Origin of the sequence: Bordetella genomosp. 8 (assembly GCF_002119685.1) — a bacterium.
Taxonomy (GTDB): domain Bacteria; phylum Pseudomonadota; class Gammaproteobacteria; order Burkholderiales; family Burkholderiaceae_B; genus Bordetella_C.
Genome location: NZ_CP021108.1, coordinates 4,548,545 through 4,570,232, shown reverse-complemented (window position 1 = coordinate 4,570,232; position 21,688 = coordinate 4,548,545). Strand labels below are relative to the sequence as shown.

18 protein-coding genes are annotated in these 21,688 nt (G+C 66.1%); 6 read left to right on the top strand and 12 right to left on the bottom strand.

All coding sequences use genetic code 11. The features are described 5' to 3' along the window. Window positions 1-2 precede the first annotated feature (2 nt). The 3 genes from CAL12_RS20720 to CAL12_RS20710 are packed head-to-tail and all read right to left on the bottom strand — an operon-like array spanning window position 3 to window position 4,103. On the bottom strand, window positions 3-1,016 hold the full coding sequence (locus tag CAL12_RS20720; protein WP_086066341.1) for an Ldh family oxidoreductase: 1,014 nt from the start codon (window positions 1,014-1,016) through the stop codon (window positions 3-5). 9 nt (window positions 1,017-1,025) lie between these two features. Next, window positions 1,026-3,077 (bottom strand): alpha/beta hydrolase domain-containing protein, encoded by a 2,052-nt coding sequence (locus tag CAL12_RS20715; protein WP_086066340.1) that lies wholly within the window; start codon window positions 3,075-3,077, stop codon window positions 1,026-1,028. A 51-nt stretch (window positions 3,078-3,128) separates the two neighbouring features. Then, window positions 3,129-4,103 carry a Bug family tripartite tricarboxylate transporter substrate binding protein gene (locus tag CAL12_RS20710; RefSeq protein WP_232464581.1) on the bottom strand — a complete coding sequence of 325 codons (975 nt, stop codon included), beginning with the start codon at window positions 4,101-4,103 and terminating at the stop codon, window positions 3,129-3,131. 200 nt (window positions 4,104-4,303) lie between these two features. Between CAL12_RS20710 and CAL12_RS20705 the strand changes: the two genes are divergently transcribed. Beyond that, a complete protein-coding gene (locus CAL12_RS20705; RefSeq protein ID WP_086068019.1) occupies window positions 4,304-5,272 on the top strand; it encodes a LysR substrate-binding domain-containing protein in 969 nt (322 codons plus the stop codon). A 107-nt stretch (window positions 5,273-5,379) separates the two neighbouring features. Further along, a complete protein-coding gene (locus CAL12_RS20700) occupies window positions 5,380-6,576 on the top strand; it encodes an aldo/keto reductase (protein WP_086066339.1) in 1,197 nt (398 codons plus the stop codon). Between the two features lie 57 nt (window positions 6,577-6,633). Here CAL12_RS20700 and CAL12_RS20695 read toward each other — a convergent pair whose 3' ends face one another. Beyond that, window positions 6,634-7,542: a LysR family transcriptional regulator gene (locus CAL12_RS20695; protein WP_157793057.1), complete on the bottom strand. Its 909-nt coding sequence runs from the start codon at window positions 7,540-7,542 to the stop codon at window positions 6,634-6,636. A 132-nt stretch (window positions 7,543-7,674) separates the two neighbouring features. Between CAL12_RS20695 and CAL12_RS20690 the strand changes: the two genes are divergently transcribed. The 3 genes from CAL12_RS20690 (at window position 7,675) to CAL12_RS20680 (ending at window position 10,888) form a co-directional block, all read left to right on the top strand. Then, entirely contained in the window at window positions 7,675-9,027 is a 1,353-nt protein-coding gene (locus tag CAL12_RS20690; protein WP_157793056.1) for an MmgE/PrpD family protein, read from the top strand. A gap of 54 nt (window positions 9,028-9,081) precedes the next feature. Beyond that, complete coding sequence (locus tag CAL12_RS20685; protein ID WP_086066336.1) at window positions 9,082-9,804, top strand: maleate cis-trans isomerase family protein; 723 nt, start codon at window positions 9,082-9,084, stop codon at window positions 9,802-9,804. Window positions 9,805-9,892: 88 nt separating this feature from the next. Beyond that, a complete protein-coding gene (locus CAL12_RS20680; RefSeq protein ID WP_157793055.1) occupies window positions 9,893-10,888 on the top strand; it encodes a Bug family tripartite tricarboxylate transporter substrate binding protein in 996 nt (331 codons plus the stop codon). A 36-nt stretch (window positions 10,889-10,924) separates the two neighbouring features. On the opposite strand, the gene CAL12_RS20675 is transcribed toward CAL12_RS20680, so the two are convergent. The 4 genes from CAL12_RS20675 to CAL12_RS20660 all read right to left on the bottom strand — a co-directional run bounded on the left by CAL12_RS20675 (window position 10,925) and on the right by CAL12_RS20660 (window position 15,860). Then, window positions 10,925-13,321, bottom strand: coding sequence for a xanthine dehydrogenase family protein molybdopterin-binding subunit (locus tag CAL12_RS20675; protein WP_086066334.1), 2,397 nt, complete (start codon window positions 13,319-13,321; stop codon window positions 10,925-10,927). Next, window positions 13,318-14,307, bottom strand: coding sequence for an FAD binding domain-containing protein (locus CAL12_RS20670; protein WP_086066333.1), 990 nt, complete (start codon window positions 14,305-14,307; stop codon window positions 13,318-13,320). Before CAL12_RS20670 ends, CAL12_RS20675 begins: the two co-directional genes overlap by 4 nt. Beyond that, entirely contained in the window at window positions 14,294-14,794 is a 501-nt protein-coding gene (locus tag CAL12_RS20665) for a (2Fe-2S)-binding protein (protein WP_086066332.1), read from the bottom strand. Before CAL12_RS20665 ends, CAL12_RS20670 begins: the two co-directional genes overlap by 14 nt. 133 nt (window positions 14,795-14,927) lie before the next feature. Next, window positions 14,928-15,860: an AraC family transcriptional regulator gene (locus CAL12_RS20660; RefSeq protein WP_198298283.1), complete on the bottom strand. Its 933-nt coding sequence runs from the start codon at window positions 15,858-15,860 to the stop codon at window positions 14,928-14,930. Between the two features lie 122 nt (window positions 15,861-15,982). Here CAL12_RS20660 and CAL12_RS20655 point away from each other — a divergent pair, with 122 nt between their 5' ends. Then, entirely contained in the window at window positions 15,983-16,810 is an 828-nt protein-coding gene (locus CAL12_RS20655; RefSeq protein ID WP_086068018.1) for an oxidoreductase, read from the top strand. A gap of 53 nt (window positions 16,811-16,863) precedes the next feature. Here the strand turns inward: CAL12_RS20655 and CAL12_RS20650 are convergent, their stop codons facing one another. The 4 genes from CAL12_RS20650 to CAL12_RS20635 all read right to left on the bottom strand — a co-directional run bounded on the left by CAL12_RS20650 (window position 16,864) and on the right by CAL12_RS20635 (window position 21,649). Next, window positions 16,864-18,339, bottom strand: coding sequence for an N-acyl-D-amino-acid deacylase family protein (locus tag CAL12_RS20650; RefSeq protein WP_086066330.1), 1,476 nt, complete (start codon window positions 18,337-18,339; stop codon window positions 16,864-16,866). A gap of 67 nt (window positions 18,340-18,406) precedes the next feature. Further along, window positions 18,407-19,390: a Bug family tripartite tricarboxylate transporter substrate binding protein gene (locus CAL12_RS20645; RefSeq protein WP_086066329.1), complete on the bottom strand. Its 984-nt coding sequence runs from the start codon at window positions 19,388-19,390 to the stop codon at window positions 18,407-18,409. Window positions 19,391-19,519: 129 nt separating this feature from the next. Then, window positions 19,520-20,554, bottom strand: coding sequence for a threonine ammonia-lyase (locus tag CAL12_RS20640; RefSeq protein ID WP_232464580.1), 1,035 nt, complete (start codon window positions 20,552-20,554; stop codon window positions 19,520-19,522). A 99-nt stretch (window positions 20,555-20,653) separates the two neighbouring features. Then, on the bottom strand, window positions 20,654-21,649 hold the full coding sequence (locus CAL12_RS20635) for an N-carbamoyl-D-amino-acid hydrolase (protein ID WP_086066328.1): 996 nt from the start codon (window positions 21,647-21,649) through the stop codon (window positions 20,654-20,656). Window positions 21,650-21,688: the final 39 nt, after the last annotated feature.

The following is a 21,688-nucleotide window of genomic DNA, read 5'->3' as shown; positions in this document are numbered from 1 at the left end:
GTTCAGGCGGCGAGCTTGCGGATGTCGTCGTACAGCGACCGGCTGACCCAGACGCCATGCGCGATGCTTTCCTTCCTGGCTTCGAAACGGCGCTGCGAGGGCAAGCGGGCGCCCTGGCCCACGATGGCGTCGAACAGCGCCTCCGCGGCGGCTTCGTTCTGGTCCGTCCTGCCGCGTCCCAACAGTGCGGGATCCAGCGCAATGAGCAGTTCGCCATGGAAAGGCGTGGCGACCGCACCGGCGTCGAAGGCGCGGGACTGCAGGCTGGTCAGGTCACCGATCAGCGGGCCGGCCAGCAGTTCTATCATCGTCGACAGCGCCGACCCCTTGTACGAGCCGAAGGTCAGCATCGCGCCGTCCAGTGCCTGGGCCGGGTCCGTGGTGGGGCGGCCTTCCTTGTCGAGCGCCCAGCCTTCCGGAATGGGGCGCCCCGCGCGGCGATGCAACTCGATTTCGCCGCGCGCGACCATGCTGGTCGCGAAGTCGAACACGTAGGGATTCTTGCCCGCGCGCGGCCAGGCAAATGCGAAGGGGTTGGTGCCGAAGACCGGTTGGGTGCCGCCGGCCGGCGCCACCCAGCTGTGGCTGGGCGTCATGGCGATGGCCGCAAGGCCATGGGCAGCGATCGCTTCGACTTCTGGCCACAAGGCCGAGAAATGGAAGCAGTCGTTGATCGCCATGGCGGCGATTCCATGCCGATGCGCCTTTTCGGCGAGATGCGGCAGCCCTTCTCTAAAAGCCAGCAGCGAGAAGCCGCGCCTGGCGTCGGCCTGGACGATGGCCGGCGCCGGGTGCGAGATTTCCGGCACGGCGGCGGGATCCACCCGGCCGGCCCGCATGGTGTCCACGCACATGAACAGGCGATACAGCCCATGCGAATGGCAGGCGTCGCGCTGGCCGGCGGTGACCGTTTCGGCGATCGCCGCCGCGTGTGGGCTGGAGAAACCGCGACTTGTCAGTACATCGAAGGACAGCTTGTAGACATCTTCCAGGGACAGGTGAACCGTATCGTCCATCGTGGCGCCTTATTCCTGGTCCATGACCTCGCAGGCGGCAAGCCGGGTGTCGTGGCGAGGGCGGCCCCATATGCCCGCTTCTTCGACCGCACGCGGCAGATCTTCCTGCAACATGAACCGTTGTTCGACCAATCGCCCTGCCGCTTGCGCGATCGCGTCGCGATAGCCCTGGGCGCTTCCAAAGCGGCTCAGGATGGAGGAACGAGGGTCGCCCGTCAAGCGCCGTTCGTCCGGCGTCTCGGGCAGGGGGATGTAGCTGCCGGTGGTCCCCAGCATGGCGCCGTTGCCGAATTCGCGCCTGCGCATGCTCCAGCCGGTATAGGTACCCAGTGGCGCCTGCACGGCGGGCGCGCGCACTCCGGCCAGGTCCAGGCCATCATGGTCCACCGCGGGCACCAGGGTCGGGTAGGACCGGCCCGGGAGCACGCGTGGTTGCGGATACACGTCGCCGTGATCCACGTCAGGCCCGAAATCGACAAGCTCCAGGGTGCTGGGAGAGCCCGGGATCATCTGGCCCGGGATCGCGGGGAACTGCGTCTTCCAGGTCTCGTAGTCACAAAGCGTGCCGTCGGCGCGCGTCGGTATGCGGCTGGGGGGCGGCGGCGTGCCGTGCGTTGCCCATGCGTCCATGCAGTCCAGCAGCGCGCGAAAGAAGAAGGACGTCGACACGCAGTTCTGGTAGTTCGTGCTCAGGCCCGCGCTGGGACGCATGGCTCCCGGCGCGCTGAAATGCTGGGAGGACGACCACATATACATGCGGACGGTATCCGGCTGCGCCAGGTCCTGGCCCTCGGTATCCGTGTGCGCCAGGCTGGCCCGACGATGCCAGTATTCCGACGAGCTGTCGGTGTGGATGACCAGCGGGTCGGTGTCCGGCCGCTTGAGTATGGCGTCCGTGCGGCCGCTGTGCACGTCCGTGCAGGCGGCGTACGAAAACGGAAAGCGGTCGGCCGGCGTGTCGTGGTTTTCGTAGTGCTGGCCCGGAAGCAGGGTCACGTTGGCGAAGCGCTGGTTCATCCACATCTTGCCGGCGCCGGCGACATGGGGCATGACGCCGTCGAAGACGCGCCGGTTGCGCGCATCGGCATTGAATCCGCCGTGGACGAAATCGCGGATGCAGCGGCCGGTCTGCGAGCGGCCCCAGGCGTAGGCCTTGGCCGGACGCGAGCCGCCCTGGCCCAGCGGGTTGGGTTGACCGGCCCGGTCCACGTCGTCGTACTTCAGGAAGCTGACGAAATCGCGTACTGCGACGTGGCCCAGCCCGAGCACGAGCGGGTCCTGGGCGCGGTAGCAGAGCTCGTAGATCCAGCCCGGTTCGAAGCCTGCGTGCAGCAGGATATGGTGCCGGGAGGCGATGATGGCTTGTTCGTCGCCCTGGCTGTCCACGCCCGTGCCGTTCTCCAATCGCGCATAGGCCCAGGCGTCTGCGGGTATGTCGTGGCGACGGGAGTGCGCGTAGCGGCGCCGCGTCAGCATGGCGTGCCGGGTATCGAGGTCGGATGTCGGATAGCTGCGCGTCGATGCCAGGCTGGACAAGGGATAGACGTAAGTGCCCGCACGCGTCGGCACGAACTCTGTCCGCACCCAGCCGACGATGGGCTTGCCGCCGTCGGTCGCGATCGGCGCATCCAGGAGCAGGCGGCCTCCGCCTGGCAGCAGGTCTCCCTGCCAGCCCAGCCACGCGACCGTATAGCCGCGCCGCATCAGGAAGCCGTTGCCGGCGTGCACCAGCGTGGCTGGCAGGTTGACCGGCGGCGCATCGTTGAAGAACTGCAGCGCGCGCTTGTTGCCGCGATTGCCGTAATCGAAGAAGAGCCGGCCGTTGCCCCGCGCCATGTCGCGGGGCTTGAGCAACTGGAAATCCGCGCGGTATGCCACCTGTCCGTTCGCGTCGCGGTCCGCCTTGTCCAGGTCCACGACATGGGCGAGGTCCGGCGCGTGCGGATCGGCCAGGAACTCGATCCGTCCGCTCAGCAGTTCATAGGCGCCGGTGTCCGCGAATTCGTGTCCGGCCGCGAAAAGTTGCCTATCGTTAAGGATGTACCGCAAGGAGGAGGGCATGCACAGGTCCAGTACAGGGTTGGCGTAAAGAGGCGGCGCGGCTCGTCCCCGTCATTCGGCCTTGATGCCGAATTCATGGATCAATCCGGTCCACACCTTGATGTCGTTCTTGATGCTTTCGGTCAGGGCGGGGCCGGCGATGCGGTAGATCGACAGATACTGCGCCTTGAACTGGGCCTGCAGCCGGCTGTCCTGCTGCGCGTCCTGCACCGCTTTCTCGATGACCTTGACCACGGCCGGATCCATGCCGGCCGGGCCGACCACGGCAGTCCAGGTCGGCAACGTGGGCAGGTCCAGGCCCTCGTCGCGGGCGCTGGGCACGCCGGGCAGTTCGGGTATGGCGCCGGCGCCGATGATCAGCAGGGGCGTGGCGGCGCCGGCCTGGAGCTGCGGCAGCGCCGGCCCGACCACGCTGGACATCAGGTCTGTCTGGCCGCCGATCACCGAGCTGAACGCGGGGCCGGAGCCGTTGAACGGGACGTGCATCAGCTTGATCCCGGTTTTGTAGGCCACCATCTCCGTGGCGAGGTGAGTGGAATTGCCGATACCCGCGCTGGCGAAGGTGTAGCGCCCGGGATGCTCCGTCGCCGCCTTCTTCAATTCGGCGAAGGATTTCAGGCCGCTGGCCTTGCTCGCCACGAGCACGAAAGGATTTTCGGCCACCCCGGCGATGTAGGTGAAGTCCTTGATCGGGTCGTAGGGCAGATGCTTGTAGAGCCCCGGATTCAGGGTCATGGGCGACGAACCGCTCAGGAGCAGGGTGTAGCCATCGGGCTTGGCCTTGGCGACGTATGCCGTGGCGATCACGCCATTGGCGCCGGGCTTGTTCTCCACCACCACGGATTGTCCGAGGGTTTGCGACATCCTGTCGCTGAGTATGCGGGCGACCGAGTCCACGCCCGATCCGGCGGATTGCGGAACGATGAGCCGGATCGGGCCCGTCGGGTAAGCGGCGTGGGCCTGGGCGGCGGCGAGCGACACCACCAGGCCCGCCGCGACGTTGGCGGCAAGACGTACGAACATCATCGATTCCCCTTGTGTGTTCATTTCCGTGTGGCGCCGCGCGTCAGGCCGATGCCGCGGCGGCTGCCCGCGATGATTCTAGGGATGCCTGCAAGCCGTCACAAATATGCAATAACGATGGGGCCATAGGAATTAACGATGGAATCGGCGATGTCCTGCATCGCGTGTTTTTCAGCGCCGGCGCGCGCTGCGACGAGGGGAATATGGACCTACGCCAACTGCGTTATTACATCCAGATCGTGGAGCTCGGCAGTATTTCGTCGGCAGCCCAGGCGCTGCACGTCGCGCAGCCATCCTTGAGCCAACACGTCGCCAACCTGGAGAACGAACTGGGAACGGCGCTGTTCCTGCGCCGGCATAACGGCGTACAGGCGACGGAGGCGGGCGAGGTGCTGTATCGGCACGCCAAGACGGTGCTGCGGCAAGTGGATGAAACGCGCGCCGCCGTGAAGGCGCAACGCGATACGCCCGCCGGCCAGGTGACGGTAGGCTTGCCCACCAGCACATCGCGCGTGCTTGCCATCCCGCTGATGCGGGCGGTCGCCATGCGCTATCCCGGCGTGCGCCTTAAGCTGGTCGAGCGATCCACCGCGGAACTGGCGGAAGCGGTCGCCGCGCAGAAGGCCGACCTGGGCATCTGCGTGGAGGTCCGCCCGCATGCCGGCATGCACATCACGCACGTGCTGGACGAGGAAATCATGCTGGTGGCCAGATCGGATCATCCTGGCCGCGGACCTATATCCATGGAGGAGCTGGTCGAGCTGCCCCTGGTGCTGCCCGGCTTTCCCAACTCGGTCCGGGTGCTGTACGAACAGGCGCTGGCGCGCGGCGGATTGCCCTTGCGCCTGGTCGCGGAAACGGCGTCGACCAGCATTTCGCTGGCGGCGGTGGCCGCCGGCATCGGCTATGCGCTGCAGCCCTGGTCGGCCACCCGGGGTTGGGGTACCGACGAAGCGAACGACTTCGTGCTGAGATCGCTCGCGCCCACGCCGCTGTTCAGGCGCATGTCACTGTGCATGTCACATAGTGCGTCCATGAGCCGCACCTGCCAGATCGTCGGGCAGACTCTGTTGGCGCTCATGTCCGAGCTGATCAGCACCGGTGCTTGGCAGGGGGTCAGGCCGGTAGTGACGGCGCCGGCCAAGGGCGTTGCCGTCGGCGAGAATAAATAACAAAAGGTCATACCTTTATCGGTAGGATGGAAGCGTCTGGTACGGCGCGGCGCGCGGTCGCGATGCCCGCGCGCATTTCCCTTTCATCTTCCGACAGGAGTAGACCGATGTCTGTCGAACCTAATCGTCGACGTGATTTCCTTGCTCAAACCGTGGCCATGGCGGGATCCAGCGTCCTGCCGTCCATGGCCGTCGCGGCGGCCGCCAATGATGGTCCGCCATCGAGCGCGAGCGGTGACAAACCGCGCGAAACGCCGACCGCGGCGACCGCCACGCGGCGGGGCCGGGGGCACGAGATCTTCAAGCCCGAGTATCGTTTCGGCCTGGGCGGAGTGCCGATAGGCAGCGAATTCGAAGTGGTGACGGACATGGATGCCCACAAGACGCTGCAGGCATCCTGGGATGCCGGCGTGCGCTACTTCGATGTCTCGCCCTGGTACGGACTGGGCAGCGCGGAACGTCGGTACGGGATGTTCCTGCACAACAAGCCGCGGGACAGTTATCTGATCTCGACCAAGGTCGGCAAGCTGCTGAAGGCATCGCCCAGGAATAACGGCAGGGAAAATTTCCCTTTCAGCGACTCACCGAACAACGTGGTGTTCGACTACACCGCCGACGGCGTGCGCCGTTCGGTGGAGGACAGCCTCCAGCGCCTGGGCATCGACTATATCGATATCCTGTTCGTCCACGATGTCTCCCCCGACAACAAGTTGCTGCCCAAACCCTGGACGGAGGAATTCGAGGTCGCGTTGAAAGGGGCATTCCCCGCGCTGTCGCGCATGCGCGATGAAGGCATGATCAAGGCCTGGGGTATAGGCGTGAATACGCCAGACCCGATCATGCGCGTGATCCGCGAGTCCGATCCTGACGTGTGCCTGCTGGCGTCGCAGTATTCCTTGATCGACCACGCCAACGCCCTGAACAATGTGTTCCCGCTGGCGCGCGAGCACGGGGTGGGATTTGTCGTCGGATCGTCGCTGAATGCGGGCTTCATCTCGGGGAGCGCCCGCTACAACTACGGCGCCAACCGCTGGAACATCCCGCGCGAGCATATCGCCAAGCGCGACCGCCTGCGCGCGGTGGCCAGCCAGTTCGGCGTCGACCTGCGGACGGCGGCGCTGCAGTTTTCCGCGGCGCCCGATGTGGCGCTGGCGCTGATCGTCGGCGCCCATACCGAAGCGCAGGCGCTGGCGAACGCCAGCTCGATGAAGGACACCGTTCCCGCCGCCTTCTGGGACGAGCTGAAAAGGCAAGGCCTGATCGAGCAGAACGCGCCGGTGCCGCAAGGGGGCAAAGCGGGCTGATAGGCCGGGGCGGCCTGCAGCGGTCGGCTGGTCGCCGCCCGGCGCGCGCATCAATTGTCAATCGTTCGTCAACGATGCCCAGTTGGTGCGCGCTCGAAAATGCTGCAGGCAGAACTCGATGAAGAGCTGCACCTTCAGGGAACGATGGCGAGCCTTGTGCGTCACGATGCACACATCGTCATCGAAGCCGAAGGCGCTGGCCTGGTAGTCCGCGAGCAGCGGTACCAGGCGCCCCGCAGCCAGGTCCGGGCCGACCATCCATGTCGGCAGCAGGACGATGCCCAGGTGCCTCAATGCGCCTTCCCGCAGCACTTCGCTGCCGTCGGAGCGCAGGCTTCCCGACACCGCTATTTCGGTCAATTCCCCGTCCTTGATGAAGCGCCACGCCGGACGCGGAACGTCCGAGCGGAAGGTCAGGCAGTTGTGTGCGGCTACGTCCGCGGGGCGTTGCGGACGGCCATATTTGTCCAGGTAGCGTGGGCTGGCGCAGACCGTGCGCGGGCTGGACACCAGCTTGCGCCTGACCAGGGAAGGGCTGGTGACGTCGCCCCAAAGGATCGCGACGTCGATTTTCTCCGCGACGAGATCGGTGGGGTGGTCGGAGAGTATCAGCTCCACGCGCAAGCTGCCGTGCCTGAGCAGGAACTCGGGCAGGACGGGTGCGAGGTGCTTGTTGCCGAAGGCGACGCGCGACAGGACGCGTAGCGTGCCTTTCGGCGTCGCCTGCAATTGCCCGATGTCGGCCTTCAGATCGTCCATCGCGCTCAGGATGGATTGCAGCCGCTCGTAGTAGAGCGCGCCCGCCTCCGTCAGCGACAGCCGCCGGCTGGTGCGGTTCAGCAGCTTGGCGCCGATCGAATCTTCCAGTGCATTCACCGCGCGGAAAACGCTGGCCGGTGCGATACCCGCCTGGCGGGCCGCGGCCGAGAAGCTGCCCAGTTGGACCGAACGGGCGAATAGCTGCATGCAGGCGATGGTGTCCAAGCGCGGCCTTTATCTTTTCAGAAATCGAAAAGGTAGTTTGCGCGGCGCCGGATTGTCAACGGAATGGGGGTCTCCTACCTTAGCGGCTACAAGATCAACACAACGGAGACAGCGATGGCGATCATGCCCGATGATTCCATGCAAAGCGTCAGCGGCCGCTGGGCCGGCTTCTCGAGTGGCCTGCGTTTCGAGGACCTGCCCGCGGCGGTCGTCGAGCTCGCGAAGGAACGCCTGCTGGACTGCCTGGCAACTTCCATTCCCGCCACGCAGCTTCCGGTGCCGACGGTGGCCATGGCGCTGGCGGCGCCGGGGGGCGGCCGCGCGACCATCATCGGACATGCCGGCGGTTTCGCCATGCCTGACGCTGCGTTCGTGAACGCCACCCTGATCAATGGCCGGACACAGGACGACGTCCTGTACAAATCGCATCCGGGGGCCGTCGTGGTCCCGGCCACGCTCGCATATGCCGAAGAGCACCGCCGCGGCGGACGCGACGTGCTGGCGGCGATGGTTGCCGGCTACGAGATTGTCGCGCGTGCCTATATCGGCGGTCCGGGCATGTTGCCGCGTTTTCGCGCCACCGGCGTGGCGGGGGCCATCGGCGCCGCTGCCGCGGCTGCCCGGGTCCTGGGCCTGGATGCAAGCCGTACGCGTGACGCATTGGGGTGTGCGGGCGTGTTCGCGGGCGGCTTCGGCGCCGGCTTCCTGACGGGCACGATGGACGTCAAGCTCAACGTCGGCATGGCGGCGCGTAATGGTACCTGCGCCGTCATGCTGGCGGCCGCGGGCGCCACCGCGTCGCCGCTCGCGTTCGAAGGCGAAGCCGGCTTCTACAAGGCCATGGCCAATAGCGCTGAAGACGCGCATCTGGCTGTGGCTGGCCTCGGCGACCGGCTGTTGATGGCTGAGACGGTGTACAAGGAATATCCGATCTGCATGTTCGTGCAGACACCCGTGGCGCTTGCTCTGGCGCTCGCGACCGCGCATCGCCTGGACCCTGGTGGCATCGACCACGTGCGCATCACTGTGTCGGATGCGACCTTCACCAATCCCGGATTCAACAATGCCGCGCCTTTCGCCAGCGCCCTGCATGCGAGGATCTCCGCCAGGTTCTGCGTGGCGGCCGCGCTGCTGGGGCGGCCGATCGACGAGTACGACTACTACGAAGAACTGCGCGATGAGGGCGTGCTGGCGTTGGCCGACAGGATCGAGCTGGTGCGCGACGGCCAGCGCGGCGACGAAGTTGATGTCGAAATCGCCATGATCGATGGCCGACATCTGCGCAGGACGGGGTCGGAGGGCGAGACCATGAGGCCGTCGCGGGAAAAGACGGAAACCAAGTTCAGACGCATCGCGGCGCCTGCCAGCCATGGACGGGCCGAGCGGATCATCGACATGGTGAGCAAGCTCGAAACCATCGCGGACGTCAACGAGCTGACCGCGTTGCTACGGCCGCCGGCGCCGTAGAAAGCCGCCGTGCCGCGGCCAGGTCGTCGAATGCATTATCTACAGGAGAGGAAGATGTACGGCTGGAGAGCGAAGATCGGGTTCATGGTGCCGCCCGGCGCCCCCACGGTGGAGGTCGAAATGCCACGCCTGGCGCCGCCGGGCGTGTCAGTGCATTTCACGCGCATGGACGCGTCCGAAGGCGTGGGCACGCATTGGGGGCAGGAAGAACGGAACCGCCGCCAGGCTGCCAGCGTGGATGAATGCGCGCGGCTGCTGGCGATGGTGCGGCCCGCGGTCATCGTCATGGCGCACACGGCGACCAGCTACACCATCGGTTCGGAGCGCGAGGCGGAAATCGCCGCACGTGTGGAGAAGAGCACCGGCTGCCGGTTCATCACCGCCTTCGGCAGCTCGCTGGCGGCGTTGCGGGAGCTGGGCGTGAAGCGTATAGGACTCGCCACGCCATACTCGGAGGAAATCACCCTGATCGGCAAGGCGCACCTGGAGCAGCATGGGATCAGCGTGGTGCGGTATGCGCATCTGCGGGATTGCCCCAACGTCTATGAGGAGACGCCAGAGCGCGCCTATACGGTGGCGCGCCGCGCCGATGGCGAAGACGTCGATGCGATTTTCCTCAGCGGCGTCGGGATGCCCACCTTGCCGGCCATCCAGCAGCTGGAGGACGATCTGAAGAAACCTGTCGTGTCGGCGGCAGGCTGCATGATGTGGAATGCCTTGCGTACGGCGGGCGTCGACCACCGGCAGCCCGGCTATGGCAGGTTGTTCGCCCGATAGCAGTCCGCATGATGTGGGCGCGCCCGCCGGCGGTGATCCGGAAGGCACCACTCGCCGACCATGTAAAACCATAATGTGGGAGACACGAATGAACCCTATGAATCGTCGCCGGGCCATGCAGGCGCTGGCGGGCGCCGTGCTGTTGCCCGCTTTCGCCCGGACCGCCAGCGCGAAGGCCTATCCCGACCAGCCGGTGAAGGTAATCAATCCCTTTCCGCCGGGCGGATCCAGCGACGTGATCGTGCGCGCCGTGACCGCAAAGATGAGCGAGTTCCTGGGCGGGTCCATGTATATCCAGAACCTGCCCGGCGCGGGCGGGACGATAGGTTCGGACCGTGCGGCAAAATCGCCGCCCGACGGCTACACGCTGCTGCTGTCCAACAACGCGTCACAGGCGATCGCGCCGAGCCTGTATGCGCGCCTGCCCTACGATCCCATAAAGGATTTCGATCACATAGGCTTGATCGGCACGCTGCCCAACGTTCTGTTGGTCGGGCCTGCCGTGAAGGCGACGAACTTCCAGGAATTCCTGGCTGAAGCGCATCAACGTTCCGCCACGCCCAACCCGATGGCCTACGGGTCGGGGGGTAACGGGTCGTCGCTGCATCTTTGCGGCGAGTACTTCCGGCACCTGACCGGCATCAACGCCCTGCATATTCCGTTCAAGGGCAATGCGCCCGCGCTGGTGGCCTTGCTCGGGGGAGAAACGGCATTCCAGTTCGACAACATCACCACGGCCATTCCGCAGATCCGCGCCGGTAAGGTGCGCGCGCTCGGGGTGACCGGCGCCAGGCGTTCGTCGGTGCTGCCTGACGTGCCCACCATGGCGGAGCTCGGCTACAAGGACTTCGTGCTGGGATCCTGGAATGGGCTCTCAGCGCCCGCCGGCACGCCGGCGGACATCGTCGATGCCGTGGCGAAGGCGCTGACCCGCGCGTTGGCCGATCCGCCGGTGGCCGCGCAACTGACGCAGTACGGCATGCAATTGCCCGATTTCCCGCCGTCCGGATACCGCGCCTTCGTCGAGTCCGAGATCAAGCGTTGGGGCAGCCTGGTACGGATGACCGGCGCGAAGCTGGACTGATGCCGCCCGGCCGCCCTGCGGCGCGGGCGGGGCGGTTCAGACCAGCTTCTCCATCGTGATCGGCAGATCGCGCACCCGTTTGCCGGTGGCATGGTAGACGGCATTGCCGATGGCCGCTGCGACGCCGACGATCCCAAGTTCGCCCACCGCCTTGCCGCCCAGTGCGGTGGCTTGCAAGTCCGGTACGCCCACCGAAATTGTGGTGATGTCCGGCACGTCGGCGTTGACGGCGACCAGGTAGTCCGCCAGGCTGGCGCTGACCACACGGCCTGTCCTCGGGTCGAATGCGCCGTCTTCCAGCAAGGCCTGACCCAGGCCCATGATCATTCCGCCCATCCACTGGCTGCGCGCCAATCTCGGGTTGAATACCCGGCCGCTGTCGAAGGCGCCCACCATGCGGCGCACGCGCACCGTGCCGAAATCCTCGTCCACGCGCACTTCGACGAACTGCGCGCTCCAGGCATGCGCGGACACGCCGCCCTCGGTCGGCGATACCATTTTCTTGAACGTGCGATTGGCCTGGTAACGGTCCTGCTGGCCCGAGCCTTCGGCGAAGGTATCGGCATCGATGTCGACCTTGTCCCGACCGGTGGCGCGAAGCAGGGCCCCGAATTCCATCGCCATTTCCGGCGTACGGCTTGAAAGGACCTTGCCGTCCGCCAGCACAAGTTCCGCTGCCCGTGCGTGCCGCAGGGGCGAGCGGGCGTCCGTCGCGGCGATGCGCAGCAGTTCCGCGCGCAGCGCGAGGGCGCCCTTGTGGACGGCGCCGACCAGCACATTGGCCAATTGCGAACCACCGGCCAGCGGCGCGAGCGGCAGCGAAGTATCTCCCAGGATGACGTCGATCTGCGCGCGAGGCACGTTCAAGGCGTCGGAGACGGTTTGCGAAAGAATCGTATAGGTGCCGGTGCCGAGGTCCACACCGGCGCTGCGGACTTCGATCCGGCCATCCTGGCGTAGCGTGATCCTGGCCTGGCCGGGCGTGCGGCGGACCGGGTAGGTACCGGTGGCCATGCCCCAGCCGATCAGTTCGCGTCCTTCGCGCATGGAACGTGGCTGCGGTGTGCGGCGCTCCCAGCCGAACGCCTGCGCGCCGGCGGCGTAGGCATCCTTCAACTGGCGCGTGGTCCATGGCACCTTGGCTTCGGGGTCGATTTCCGCATAGTTCTTCAAGCGCAGTTCGAGGGGATCGATCCCGAGTTCGTACGACAACTCATCCATCGCCGTTTCCAGCGCATAGGCGCTGGGGTTTTCACCCGGCGCCCGCAACCATCCGGGATTGACGGTATGCGCGCGCCGCAGGCTGTGGCGGGACGAGAAATTCGGCACCGCGTACATCAGCGGCGTCACGGCGTTGCATGGCTCCTGGTGGATATCCTCCATGGCGGTTTCATTCCAGCTGCGGTGGTGTATTGCCACCAGCGTGCCGTCGCGCTTCGCGGCCAGCGTCAGTTCCTGGTGCGTCCTGGGACGCCCGCCATAGCCCGTGAAGGTCTGCTGCCGCGTCAGGGAGGTCTTCACCGGGCGCCCCAGTGCGCGCGCCGCCGCGCAGGTGATCGCGACGTGTGGATGGGGCGAGACCTTGCTGCCGAAGCCGCCGCCGATGAAAGGCGAGACGACGTGGACTTTCTCCACCGGGATACCCATCCACTCCGCGATGACGGCCCCGGCGCCACCAACCCACTGGCTGGGCTCCCACACCGTGAGTTCATCCCCATGCCATGCGGCGATGCAGGCATGGAGTTCGATGGGAAGGTTGTACTCGCGTGGCGTGGTATAGACGCCGTGGACCCGGACATCGGCCTGCTGCATCGCGGCCTGGGCGTCGCCCCAGTTCACGTCCAGGGCCTCGACGGGCACCACGGGGGCCTGCGGGTCCGCGGCGTCCAGCACGGCGGTGGACGCTTCGTATTCCACTTCTATGAGGTGCGCGGCTTCCGTGGCTTGCTCCAGCGTTTCCGCGACCACGAATGCGATGTGCTGCCCGTTCCACAGCACCCGGTCGTCCTGCAGCGGCAGAAAGCTTTCGGTGGCGGCGCCGCCCTTGGTGTAGACAGTCGCCGGCAGGATGCGCGGCGCGTTGCCCGGCGTATAGACAGCCAGGACGCCGGGCGCCGCGCGCGCCTTGCTGGTCTCCATGCGGGAAACGCGGCCGCTCGCGATGGTGGACTGCACCAGGACGCCGTGGGCCAGCCCTTCGACTTGATGTTCGATGGCATAGGGCGCCCGCCCGGTGACCTTCAGCGTCCCGTCGATCCGCGGGGTGTCGGCGCCGAGCGCGCCGCCGGCGCCCGGCCCGGCCGACGCAGCCTCGGCTGTCGCGGGTGCCGAGGCTGCGAGCGCGACAGCCGGCAGTGCGCCTGATGTGGCGCCCGCGGCCAGGAGCTGGAGGACTTCCCTGCGATTGATCTGGACATCCAAACCGTGGTTCATGCGACCCTCCTGGCTTCCAGCAGCGCGCGCGTGACGACTCGCGGTAGAAGCGTGATTTTGTACGTATTGTGTTGCCTGGCGACCGCGCCCTCCGTGGCCCGGTTCGCCGCGGCCCGGATGACGCTTTCGGTGAACGGCTTGCCTGCCAGCTCGGCTTCGACCCCACGTGCGCGCCAGGGCTTGGTCGCGACGCCGCCCAGCGCGACCCGCACGTCCTTGATGGTTGTGCCGTCGCTTTCCAGCTCCACGCCGACCGCCGCGCTGGCGGCGGCGAATTCGTAGGAGGCCCGATCCCGCACTTTCAGATAATGGGAGTACCGCAGCGCGGCAGTAACGGGAATCTCGATGGCCGTGATGATTTCCCCGGGCATCAGGCTATTCTCGATATCGGGGGTACCGCCCGGTGTCTTGAAGAACTCGTCGGCGACGACCACCCGTTCCTTGCCCCCCTGTATGCGGATCCTGCCGTCGAAGGCAGCGAGCGCCGTGGCGAAGTCGCCAGGGTAGACCGCGATACAGGCCTCGCTGCCGCCCAGCACCGCATGATTGCGGTTGACGCCGTCGAGCGCGGCGCAGCCTGACCCGGGTACCCGCTTATTGCACGGCGAAGCGCCCGCCACGTCGCGGAAGTACGGGCAGCGCGTGCGCTGCAGCAGATTGCCTCCCATCGTCGCCATGTTGCGGATCTGGGCGGACGCCGCGCGTGCGAGGCTTTCCGCCAGTACCGGCGCGGCCGCTTTGATCCCCGGATGGTCGGCGACCGCGCTCATGCGTGCCAGGCTGCCGATGCGGATCCATTCGTCGCCGGCCTCGATGTAATCGAGGCCGGTGATCCGGGTAATGTCGACCAGGCTTGCCGGCCGCTCGACGTTGCATTTCATCAGGTCCACCAGCGTGGTGCCGCCCGCGAGGACGCGGGCGCCGCGATCCTTGAGCGCTGCCGCGCCGGCGACATCGGCGGCCCGGACGTATTCAAAGCTTCGCATGCGCGGCCTCCCCACCGAGGGTGCGGGCCGCGTCCTGGATGGCCGCGACGATATTGGGATAGGCGCCGCAGCGGCAGATATTGCCGCTCATGTATTCGCGGATATCGTCGGCACTGCCGGCATGGCCTTCCCGGATGCAGGCCACGGCCGACATGATCTGGCCGGGCGTGCAATAGCCGCATTGAAAGGCATCGTGCTTCACGAACGCGGCCTGCATCGCGTGCAGGACATCCGGGGCGTCGGCCAGTCCTTCAATGGTGGTGACCGGCAGCCCTTCTGCCTGCGCGGCAAAGGTCAGGCAGCTTAGCACCCGTTGTCCGTCCACGTGAACGGTACAGGCGCCACATTGGCCGTGATCGCATCCCTTCTTGCTGCCGGTCAGTCCGGCGTATTCACGCAGGGCGTCGAGCAGGGTTGTTCGAGGATCCAGCGGCAGCGACCTGTCGCTGCCGTTGATCCGCAATGTGATGGTTTTAGCTTGAGTCATGTGCGAGCCCACATAGTCGAGCCTGGGTGCGGGAATTCCAGGTCACCCACCGACTATATGTTGTGGCTTGCTCGATCAATGAGCCCGATCCTCTGCGATGATTGCCCGATCCTGTCGCGCCAGGTCAGCCGCGCTACGAGACCGACATCAGGGTCCGGACGTCGCGTATCGGCGGCTGGCCGAACTGCCGCCGGTACTCCCGGTTGAACTGCGTGCTGCTCTCGTAGCCCACCCGGAAGGCGACTGTCCCGGCGTCGGCCTGCTCCATCAACAACAGCCGCCTCGCTTCGTGCAGGCGCAGCTGCTTCTGGTATTGCAGCGGGCTCATGGACGTGATGGCGCGGAAATGATGATGGAAGGTGGAGACGCCCATGCCCGCCAGCGCGGCGAGCTCCTCCACCTTGATGGCCTGGGCATAGTTGTCCTTCAACCAATTGATCGCCTTGGCGACCTTGTTGCTCTGGGTGCCGAGCAGGACCGTCTGCCTGAAGCGCGCGCCCATCGGCCCGACCAGCAGCCTGTAGATAATTTCGCGCTGCAGGATCTTCCACAGGTATCCAGGGTTTCCCGGATAGGCGCACAGGTCCAGCGTCCTGCGTACGAGGTCGAAGATCTCGGGTGTCGCCGGTCCGGTTGCCATGGCCGAGTCCGGCGAGATGTCCCCCACGCCATGCAGTTCGATTTCGGCCAGCACTTCGCGGGCAATTTCCAGGTCCAGCTTGATAAGGACCGAGACGTAGGGATCCTGTTCGCTCGCGCCCAGCACTTCCGTCGTGGTCGGCAGGTGCATGGAGGTCAGCAGAAAGCGCGAGGCGTCGTAGAGAAAGACGGACTCGCCCAGCTGGACGCGTTTCCTGCCCTTCAGTATGACCGCCAGGCTGGGCTCGTAGAAGTAGCCCGTGGGCGGCAGGGGCGTATCGCGATGATACATGTGCACGCCGGGGAGCAATTGGGTCTCGGGGGGATGCGGGCTGATGAGGTCCACTGCGGCGCGCGCCAACTGCTCGCGTATCGGCGCCGTCTCGAGCAGCAGCCGGCTATCTTCCTCCGTCGTCACGTCTTGCATGGCAATTCCTTCTGGCGAGCCTGCTTTCAAGAGTATCAGGCAACAGGCCGGCAGCAATGGGCTAACGCGCAATGCCCGGCATCGGTAAGCTGTTGAACGTTCGATTCCTCTTGGATTTTGGCATGAAGACATGGTTCATTACCGGAGCCAATCGCGGGCTGGGGCTGGAGATCGGCAACGCCGCGCTGGCCAGCGGCGACAGGGTGGTCTTCACCAGCCGTAATGCCGACTCGTTGCTTGGGCGCTTCGCTGGTCAGGACCGGGCCCTGGCGATACCGCTGGACATGACCGACACGCAATCCATCGAGGCTGCGGTGGCCGACGCGGTGCGCCACTTCGGACGTATCGACGTGCTCGTGAACAACGCTGGGTATGGCCAGCTGGGCGCCTTCGAGCAATTGTCGGAGCAGGCCATTTCACGCCAGTTCTCGACCAATGTGTTCGGCACCTTCGCCGTGACGCGCGCGGTGCTTCCGTTGATGCGCGCGCAGCGTGCCGGCCACGTTGTGTCCATCACATCGATCGCCGGGCTTGTCGGGTTTGGCGGGTCTTCGATGTATTGCGCGTCGAAGTTCGCGATAGAAGGCTGGTCCGAAGCCTTGGCGCAGGAGCTGAAGCAGTTCGGCATCGTGACGACGCTGGTCGAGCCAGGACAGTTCCGGACGGATTTTCTGGATGCGAGCTCGGTGCGCTATGGCGATCTGGAGGTCGCCGACTATGTCCAGTACAGCGAGGAGAAACGTCGCGGGCTCGATGCGGTGAGTCACCGTCAATTGGGTGAGCCCCGGAAACTGGGCGCGGCAATCGTGGCCCTGGTGGCGTCGCCGCACCCGCCCTTGCGATTTGCTGCGGGTTCGGATGCTTACGAGGTCGTCGTGAATCGCGCCAGGACGCAGCTGGCCGAGGCCGAATCCTGGCGGCAGTTGTCGCTGTCGACCGATTTCGCATAGCCGTCGCGGCACGCAGGCTATGGTTGGGCATGCGCGCCTGGATCGGGCAGATGCTAAAGGCTACTCGGTCCTATAGGTCGCACGACGGCGCCGGTGCGTGTTCCCGTGCTGGCGCCGTCGCACCACGCCGCGACTCCGTTGACGAACACGCAGGAGATTCCCTTGGCCTGCCGGGTCGGCGATGACCAGGTGGCGGTGTCGGCGATGGTCTCGGCATCGAAGATGACGATGTCGGCGTAGTGCCCCGCTTTCAGCAGGCCGCGCTCGGGCAGGCGAAAGTATCCCGCCGTCATCCCGGTCATCTTGTGCACGGCTTCTTCCAGCGTGAACAGCTGCATGTCGCGGCAGTAGTAGCCCAGCACGCGTGGGAAGGTTCCCCACAGGCGCGGATGCGGCGCCGGATCGCTCGGAATACCGTCGGACCCTATCATCGTGCCGGGATAGGCAAGTATGCGTTCGACGTCCGCTTCGTCCATGATGAAGTAGATCGCGCCCGCCGGCTGCAGGGCGTCCACCGCTGCTTCCTGCGTCACGCCCATGTCTTCGGCGATCTTGTCCAGGTCCCAGCCCGCGTAATGCGGCAGCGGTTCGGACTTGGTGACGATGATGCGGCTGGATACGGCCAGGCGGTCCTTGCGCAGGATGGTCGAGCCCGCCACGTAGGGGTAGGCATCCAGCCGGATGGGCTGGCGTGTCGCGGCTTCGGCGATATGGGCCAGGGTCTGCACGGAACGGCCGTGGTTCCTGGGGCCGATCAGCTTGTGGTGGGAGACCAGCACGGGCGCGTCGCCAGCGGCGCCCACCGCGAAGGCCTCGTCCAGCGCGGCGAAGATCTGGTCGGCTTCGTCGCGGATATGGCTCGTGTAGATGCCGCCGTACTCGCGCAGCACTTGCGCCACGCCCATCAGTTCTTCGGTAGTGGCCGGCATGGCGGTGGGGTAGGCCGTGCCCGTGGACAGGCCGATGGCGCCGGCTTCCATCGCTTCGCGCAGCAGTGCCTGCATGTGCGCGATTTCGGCTTCATTGGCGGGACGGTCCAGGTCGTCCATGGCGGCGGCGCGCAGCGACGTATGGCCGACCAGGCACGCGGCATTGACCGCGGCGGGATCGCTCTCCAGCTTTTCCAGGTAGGCGCGGAATGTGGCGTAGGGAAAGTCGGCCGTATCCGTGCTCAGCAGATTGATGGGCGCGGGGACGTCCTTGCGCTTGCCCGGCAGCCAGGGCGCCTGGCTCAGGCCGCAATTGCCCGTGACGACCGTGGTCACTCCCTGGCTGAGCTTGGCCGGCATGCCAGGGTTGATCAGCAGGTAGCGGTCGTCGTGCGTGTGTGAATCGATGAAGCCCGGGGCGACGATCATGCCGCTGGCATCGACGACCTGGTCCGCCGTTGCGTCGGCAAGTTCGCCGATGGCGACGATGCGCTCGCCGGCGACGGCCACGTCGGCGGTAAAGCGCGGCGCGCCGGACCCATCGATGATCGTGCCGCCGCGGATCAGGGTGTCGTAATGCGTCTGGGCTGCACGGGTCATCGTTCTATCCGGAAAAGGGCGACGCCGCGGCTGCGGCGTCGATTGTTGAAAGGGGGCGGCGGTTCGATCAGTCCACGTGAACGTTCGCGTCCTTGATCACCTTCGCCCACACCGGGCGCTCCTCATGGGCGAGATCGAACAGCGCCTGGCGCGGCTTGATGGTGGGCACGTAGGCCAGGGTCTTCAGCTTCTGCTGAACTTCCGGTTCCGCCAGGGCCTTGTTGATCGCCGCGTTCAGCCAGTCCAGGATCTTGGGATCGACGCCCGCGGGCGCCACATAACCCGTCCATGCCACAGCACGGTAGCCCTTCAGGCCGAGTTCGTCCAGCGTGGGCAGGTTGGGCAGCAGGGGATCACGTGTCGCGCCGGTCACGGCCAGCGGAATGACCTTGCCCTGGTCGATGAATGTCGAGATCGACGAGATGTTGTCGAACACCAGGTCGGCTTCACCCCGCAACACGGCCAGGTCGGCCTCGACCCCGCCCTTGTAGGGGACGTGCATCATCTGCACACCGGCCATCGCGCCGAACATCGCGGCGCTCAGGTGGCCCGTGGTGCCGTTGCCGCCCGAGGCGTAGACCAGCTTGCCTGGCTCCTTCTTGCCCAGCGCGATCAGCTCGCTGACGCTCTTCACGCCCAGGCTGGGACGCACGGCCAGCACGTTCTGCACGGAACCGGTCAGGGCCACGGGCGCGAGCTGCTTGTCGGCATCGTAAGGCAGCTTGGCATACAGGGACTGGTTGATGGCCAGCGTCGCCACGTTGGCGTAGCCCAAGGTATAGCCGTCGGCCGGCTGGTTGGCCAGGTATTGGGTACCGATGATGCCCGAGGCGCCCACCTTGTTCTGCACGACGAAGCTGCCGCCCGTGTCCTTGCTGAGCACGGACGCCAGCAGGCGGGTCAGGATGTCCGGCGTGGTGCCCGTGTTGAACGGCACGATGATGGTGACCGGGCGCTCGGGGTAGGCGGCGTGGGCGGCGATCGGGAGTGCGGCGGCGATGCAGCCGGCGGTGAGAACGCGCGCGATGCGGCGGAAGTGCGAGAACGGCATGATGGATCTTTCCTTGGACTGTTATAGAAATTCTGGGTGGCGCGCCCCCAACGAATGGCGCGCCGGTAAAACACAAGGTGCTGCGAAAACCGAGGAGACGGACTTAACGGAAAATGCGGGAACAGGGTTTCAAATGGCCTCCTGCGCGATGTGCGCCAACAGCGGCAGGTCGATGTTGCCGCCCGACAGGACGATGAGCGCGTCCCTGCCTTGGGTGGATATGTGGCCGGCCAGCAAGGCGGCCAAGGCGACCGCGCCGCCCGGCTCGACCACCAGGCGCAGTTCTTCCAGCGCGAACCGGATGGCATCGATGACCTGTTCGTCGGTCACGGCCACGGCGGCGTCCAGGCGGCGGCCGTTGATGGCGTAGGGCAGTTCGGCCGGTATGGCGGCCATCAGCGCATCGCACAGCGTCTTCGCGCCCGGCGCGTTCGGCTCGCGCTTGCCGCTGGCCAGCGAGCGCACGGTATCGTCGTAGCCGGCTGGTTCGGCGGCTACCAGGCGGGCTTGTGGCGCCAGGGCCTGCAAGGCCAGCGCGCAGCCGGCGGCCATCCCGCCGCCGCCGCAAGGCGTGGCGAACAGGCCGAGGTTCTTCAACGCTTCCGGCGGCAGATCGTGCAAGGCCTCCAGCGCCAGCGTCCCTTGGGCGGCCAGCACGTCGGGATGATCGCCCGGCGGCACCAGCGTGGCGCCCGTCTCTTCCAGCAGGCGCATGCCTATGGTTTCCCGGCTTTCGCGCTCGCGGTCGTACTGCACGACCCGCGCGCCGTGGCGGCGAGCCTTCTCGACCTTGTTGGCCGGCGCATCCACCGGCATGACGATGGTGGCCGGCATGCCAAGCGTACGCGCGGCCCACGCGACGGCCTGGCCATGATTGCCGGTCGAATAGGCGACGACGCCGCGGGCGCGTTGTGCGGAGTCCAGATTGAGCAGGGCGTTGAAGGCGCCGCGGGCCTTGAAGGACCCGGTCACCTGCAGGTTTTCCAGCTTCAGCCAGACTGGCGCGCCAGCCAGCTCGTCGAGCTTGGGCGAACGCAGCAGCGGCGTATGGCGTACATATGGCCGGATGCGTTCGGCGGCGGCCAGCACGTCCTCGTGGCCGGGCACACGCAGGGTGCCGAGCATTTCGTGTTCGATGGTGGCGGGAAGGGCGGTCAGTTCCATGTTCGGTGTGGCGTCAAATCGGGTCGCTGCTTCGGCTTGGTGCGGTCCTGGCATTCATGCGCATTCATGCGCGACGATGCAAGCGGGGAGTTCGTCCCATCAGGACTTGCTGGGTTTCCAGACGGGTGGCGCGCTGCTGCCGACCTGTTCAACGATGCGGCCATAGGCCTCCGGCCGGCGATGCTTCTCGAAGTTGAAGATCGTGGTGCGTCCCAGTTCGCACATATCCAGATTGCAGTCCGCGACGATCAGTTCGTCGTCCCAGGTCGTGGCCATGGCGATGATCTCGCCTTGCGGGTTGACGATGATGGAATGGCCGAAGAGTTCGAAGCCGTCTTCCTTGCCCGCCTTGGCCACCGCCACGCCGAAGCAGGCGTTCTGGTAGCAGCCGGACTGTATGGCGAGCTGCGAATGCAGCACGCGCAGGTGGTGCGCCTCGAAGCCGCGATTGTCCTGGTTCACGGCCGGCGTGTTGTAGCCCAGCAGGACCAGTTCGACCTGCTGCAGGCCCAGCACGCGCCACGCTTCCGGCCAGCGGCGGTCGTTGCAGATCAGCATGCCCAGGTTGACGTCCAGGCCGGCCCTTCCGACCGGGGCGCGCACGACGGGAAAGCCCAGGTTGCCCACTTCGAAGTACCGCTTTTCCAGATGCTGCACCTTGCGGTGCGTGGCGAATTCGGCATGGCCGGGCAGATGGACCTTGCGGTACTTGAGGATGACCTCGCCGTTGGGCGCGATGATGACCGAGGTGTTGAACCGACGCTTGCGCACCACGCCCTGTTCGTCCGCTTCATGCGCGATTTCGGCATAGCCCAGGTAGATCGTCAGTCCGTAGCGGCGGATCGCATCGAACAGCGGCTGGGTGGCCGGCGACGGCAGGCTCTGTTCGTACCAGTGGTCGGCGTCGTCGAGATTCTCCGTGTACCAGCGCGGGAAGAAAGTCGTCAGCGCCAGTTCGGGGAACACGACGACTTCGGCGCCACGCTGATGGGCGCGTTCCAGCAGGCGCAACATGCGGCCTACGGCGACCTCGCGGCCTTCCGATTTCTGGATGGGACCCAATTGGGCGGCAGCGACCGTGACGGTGCGGGACATGGGGGTGTTCCTGTTTGGCGTTATGGCGTTGATGGCGTT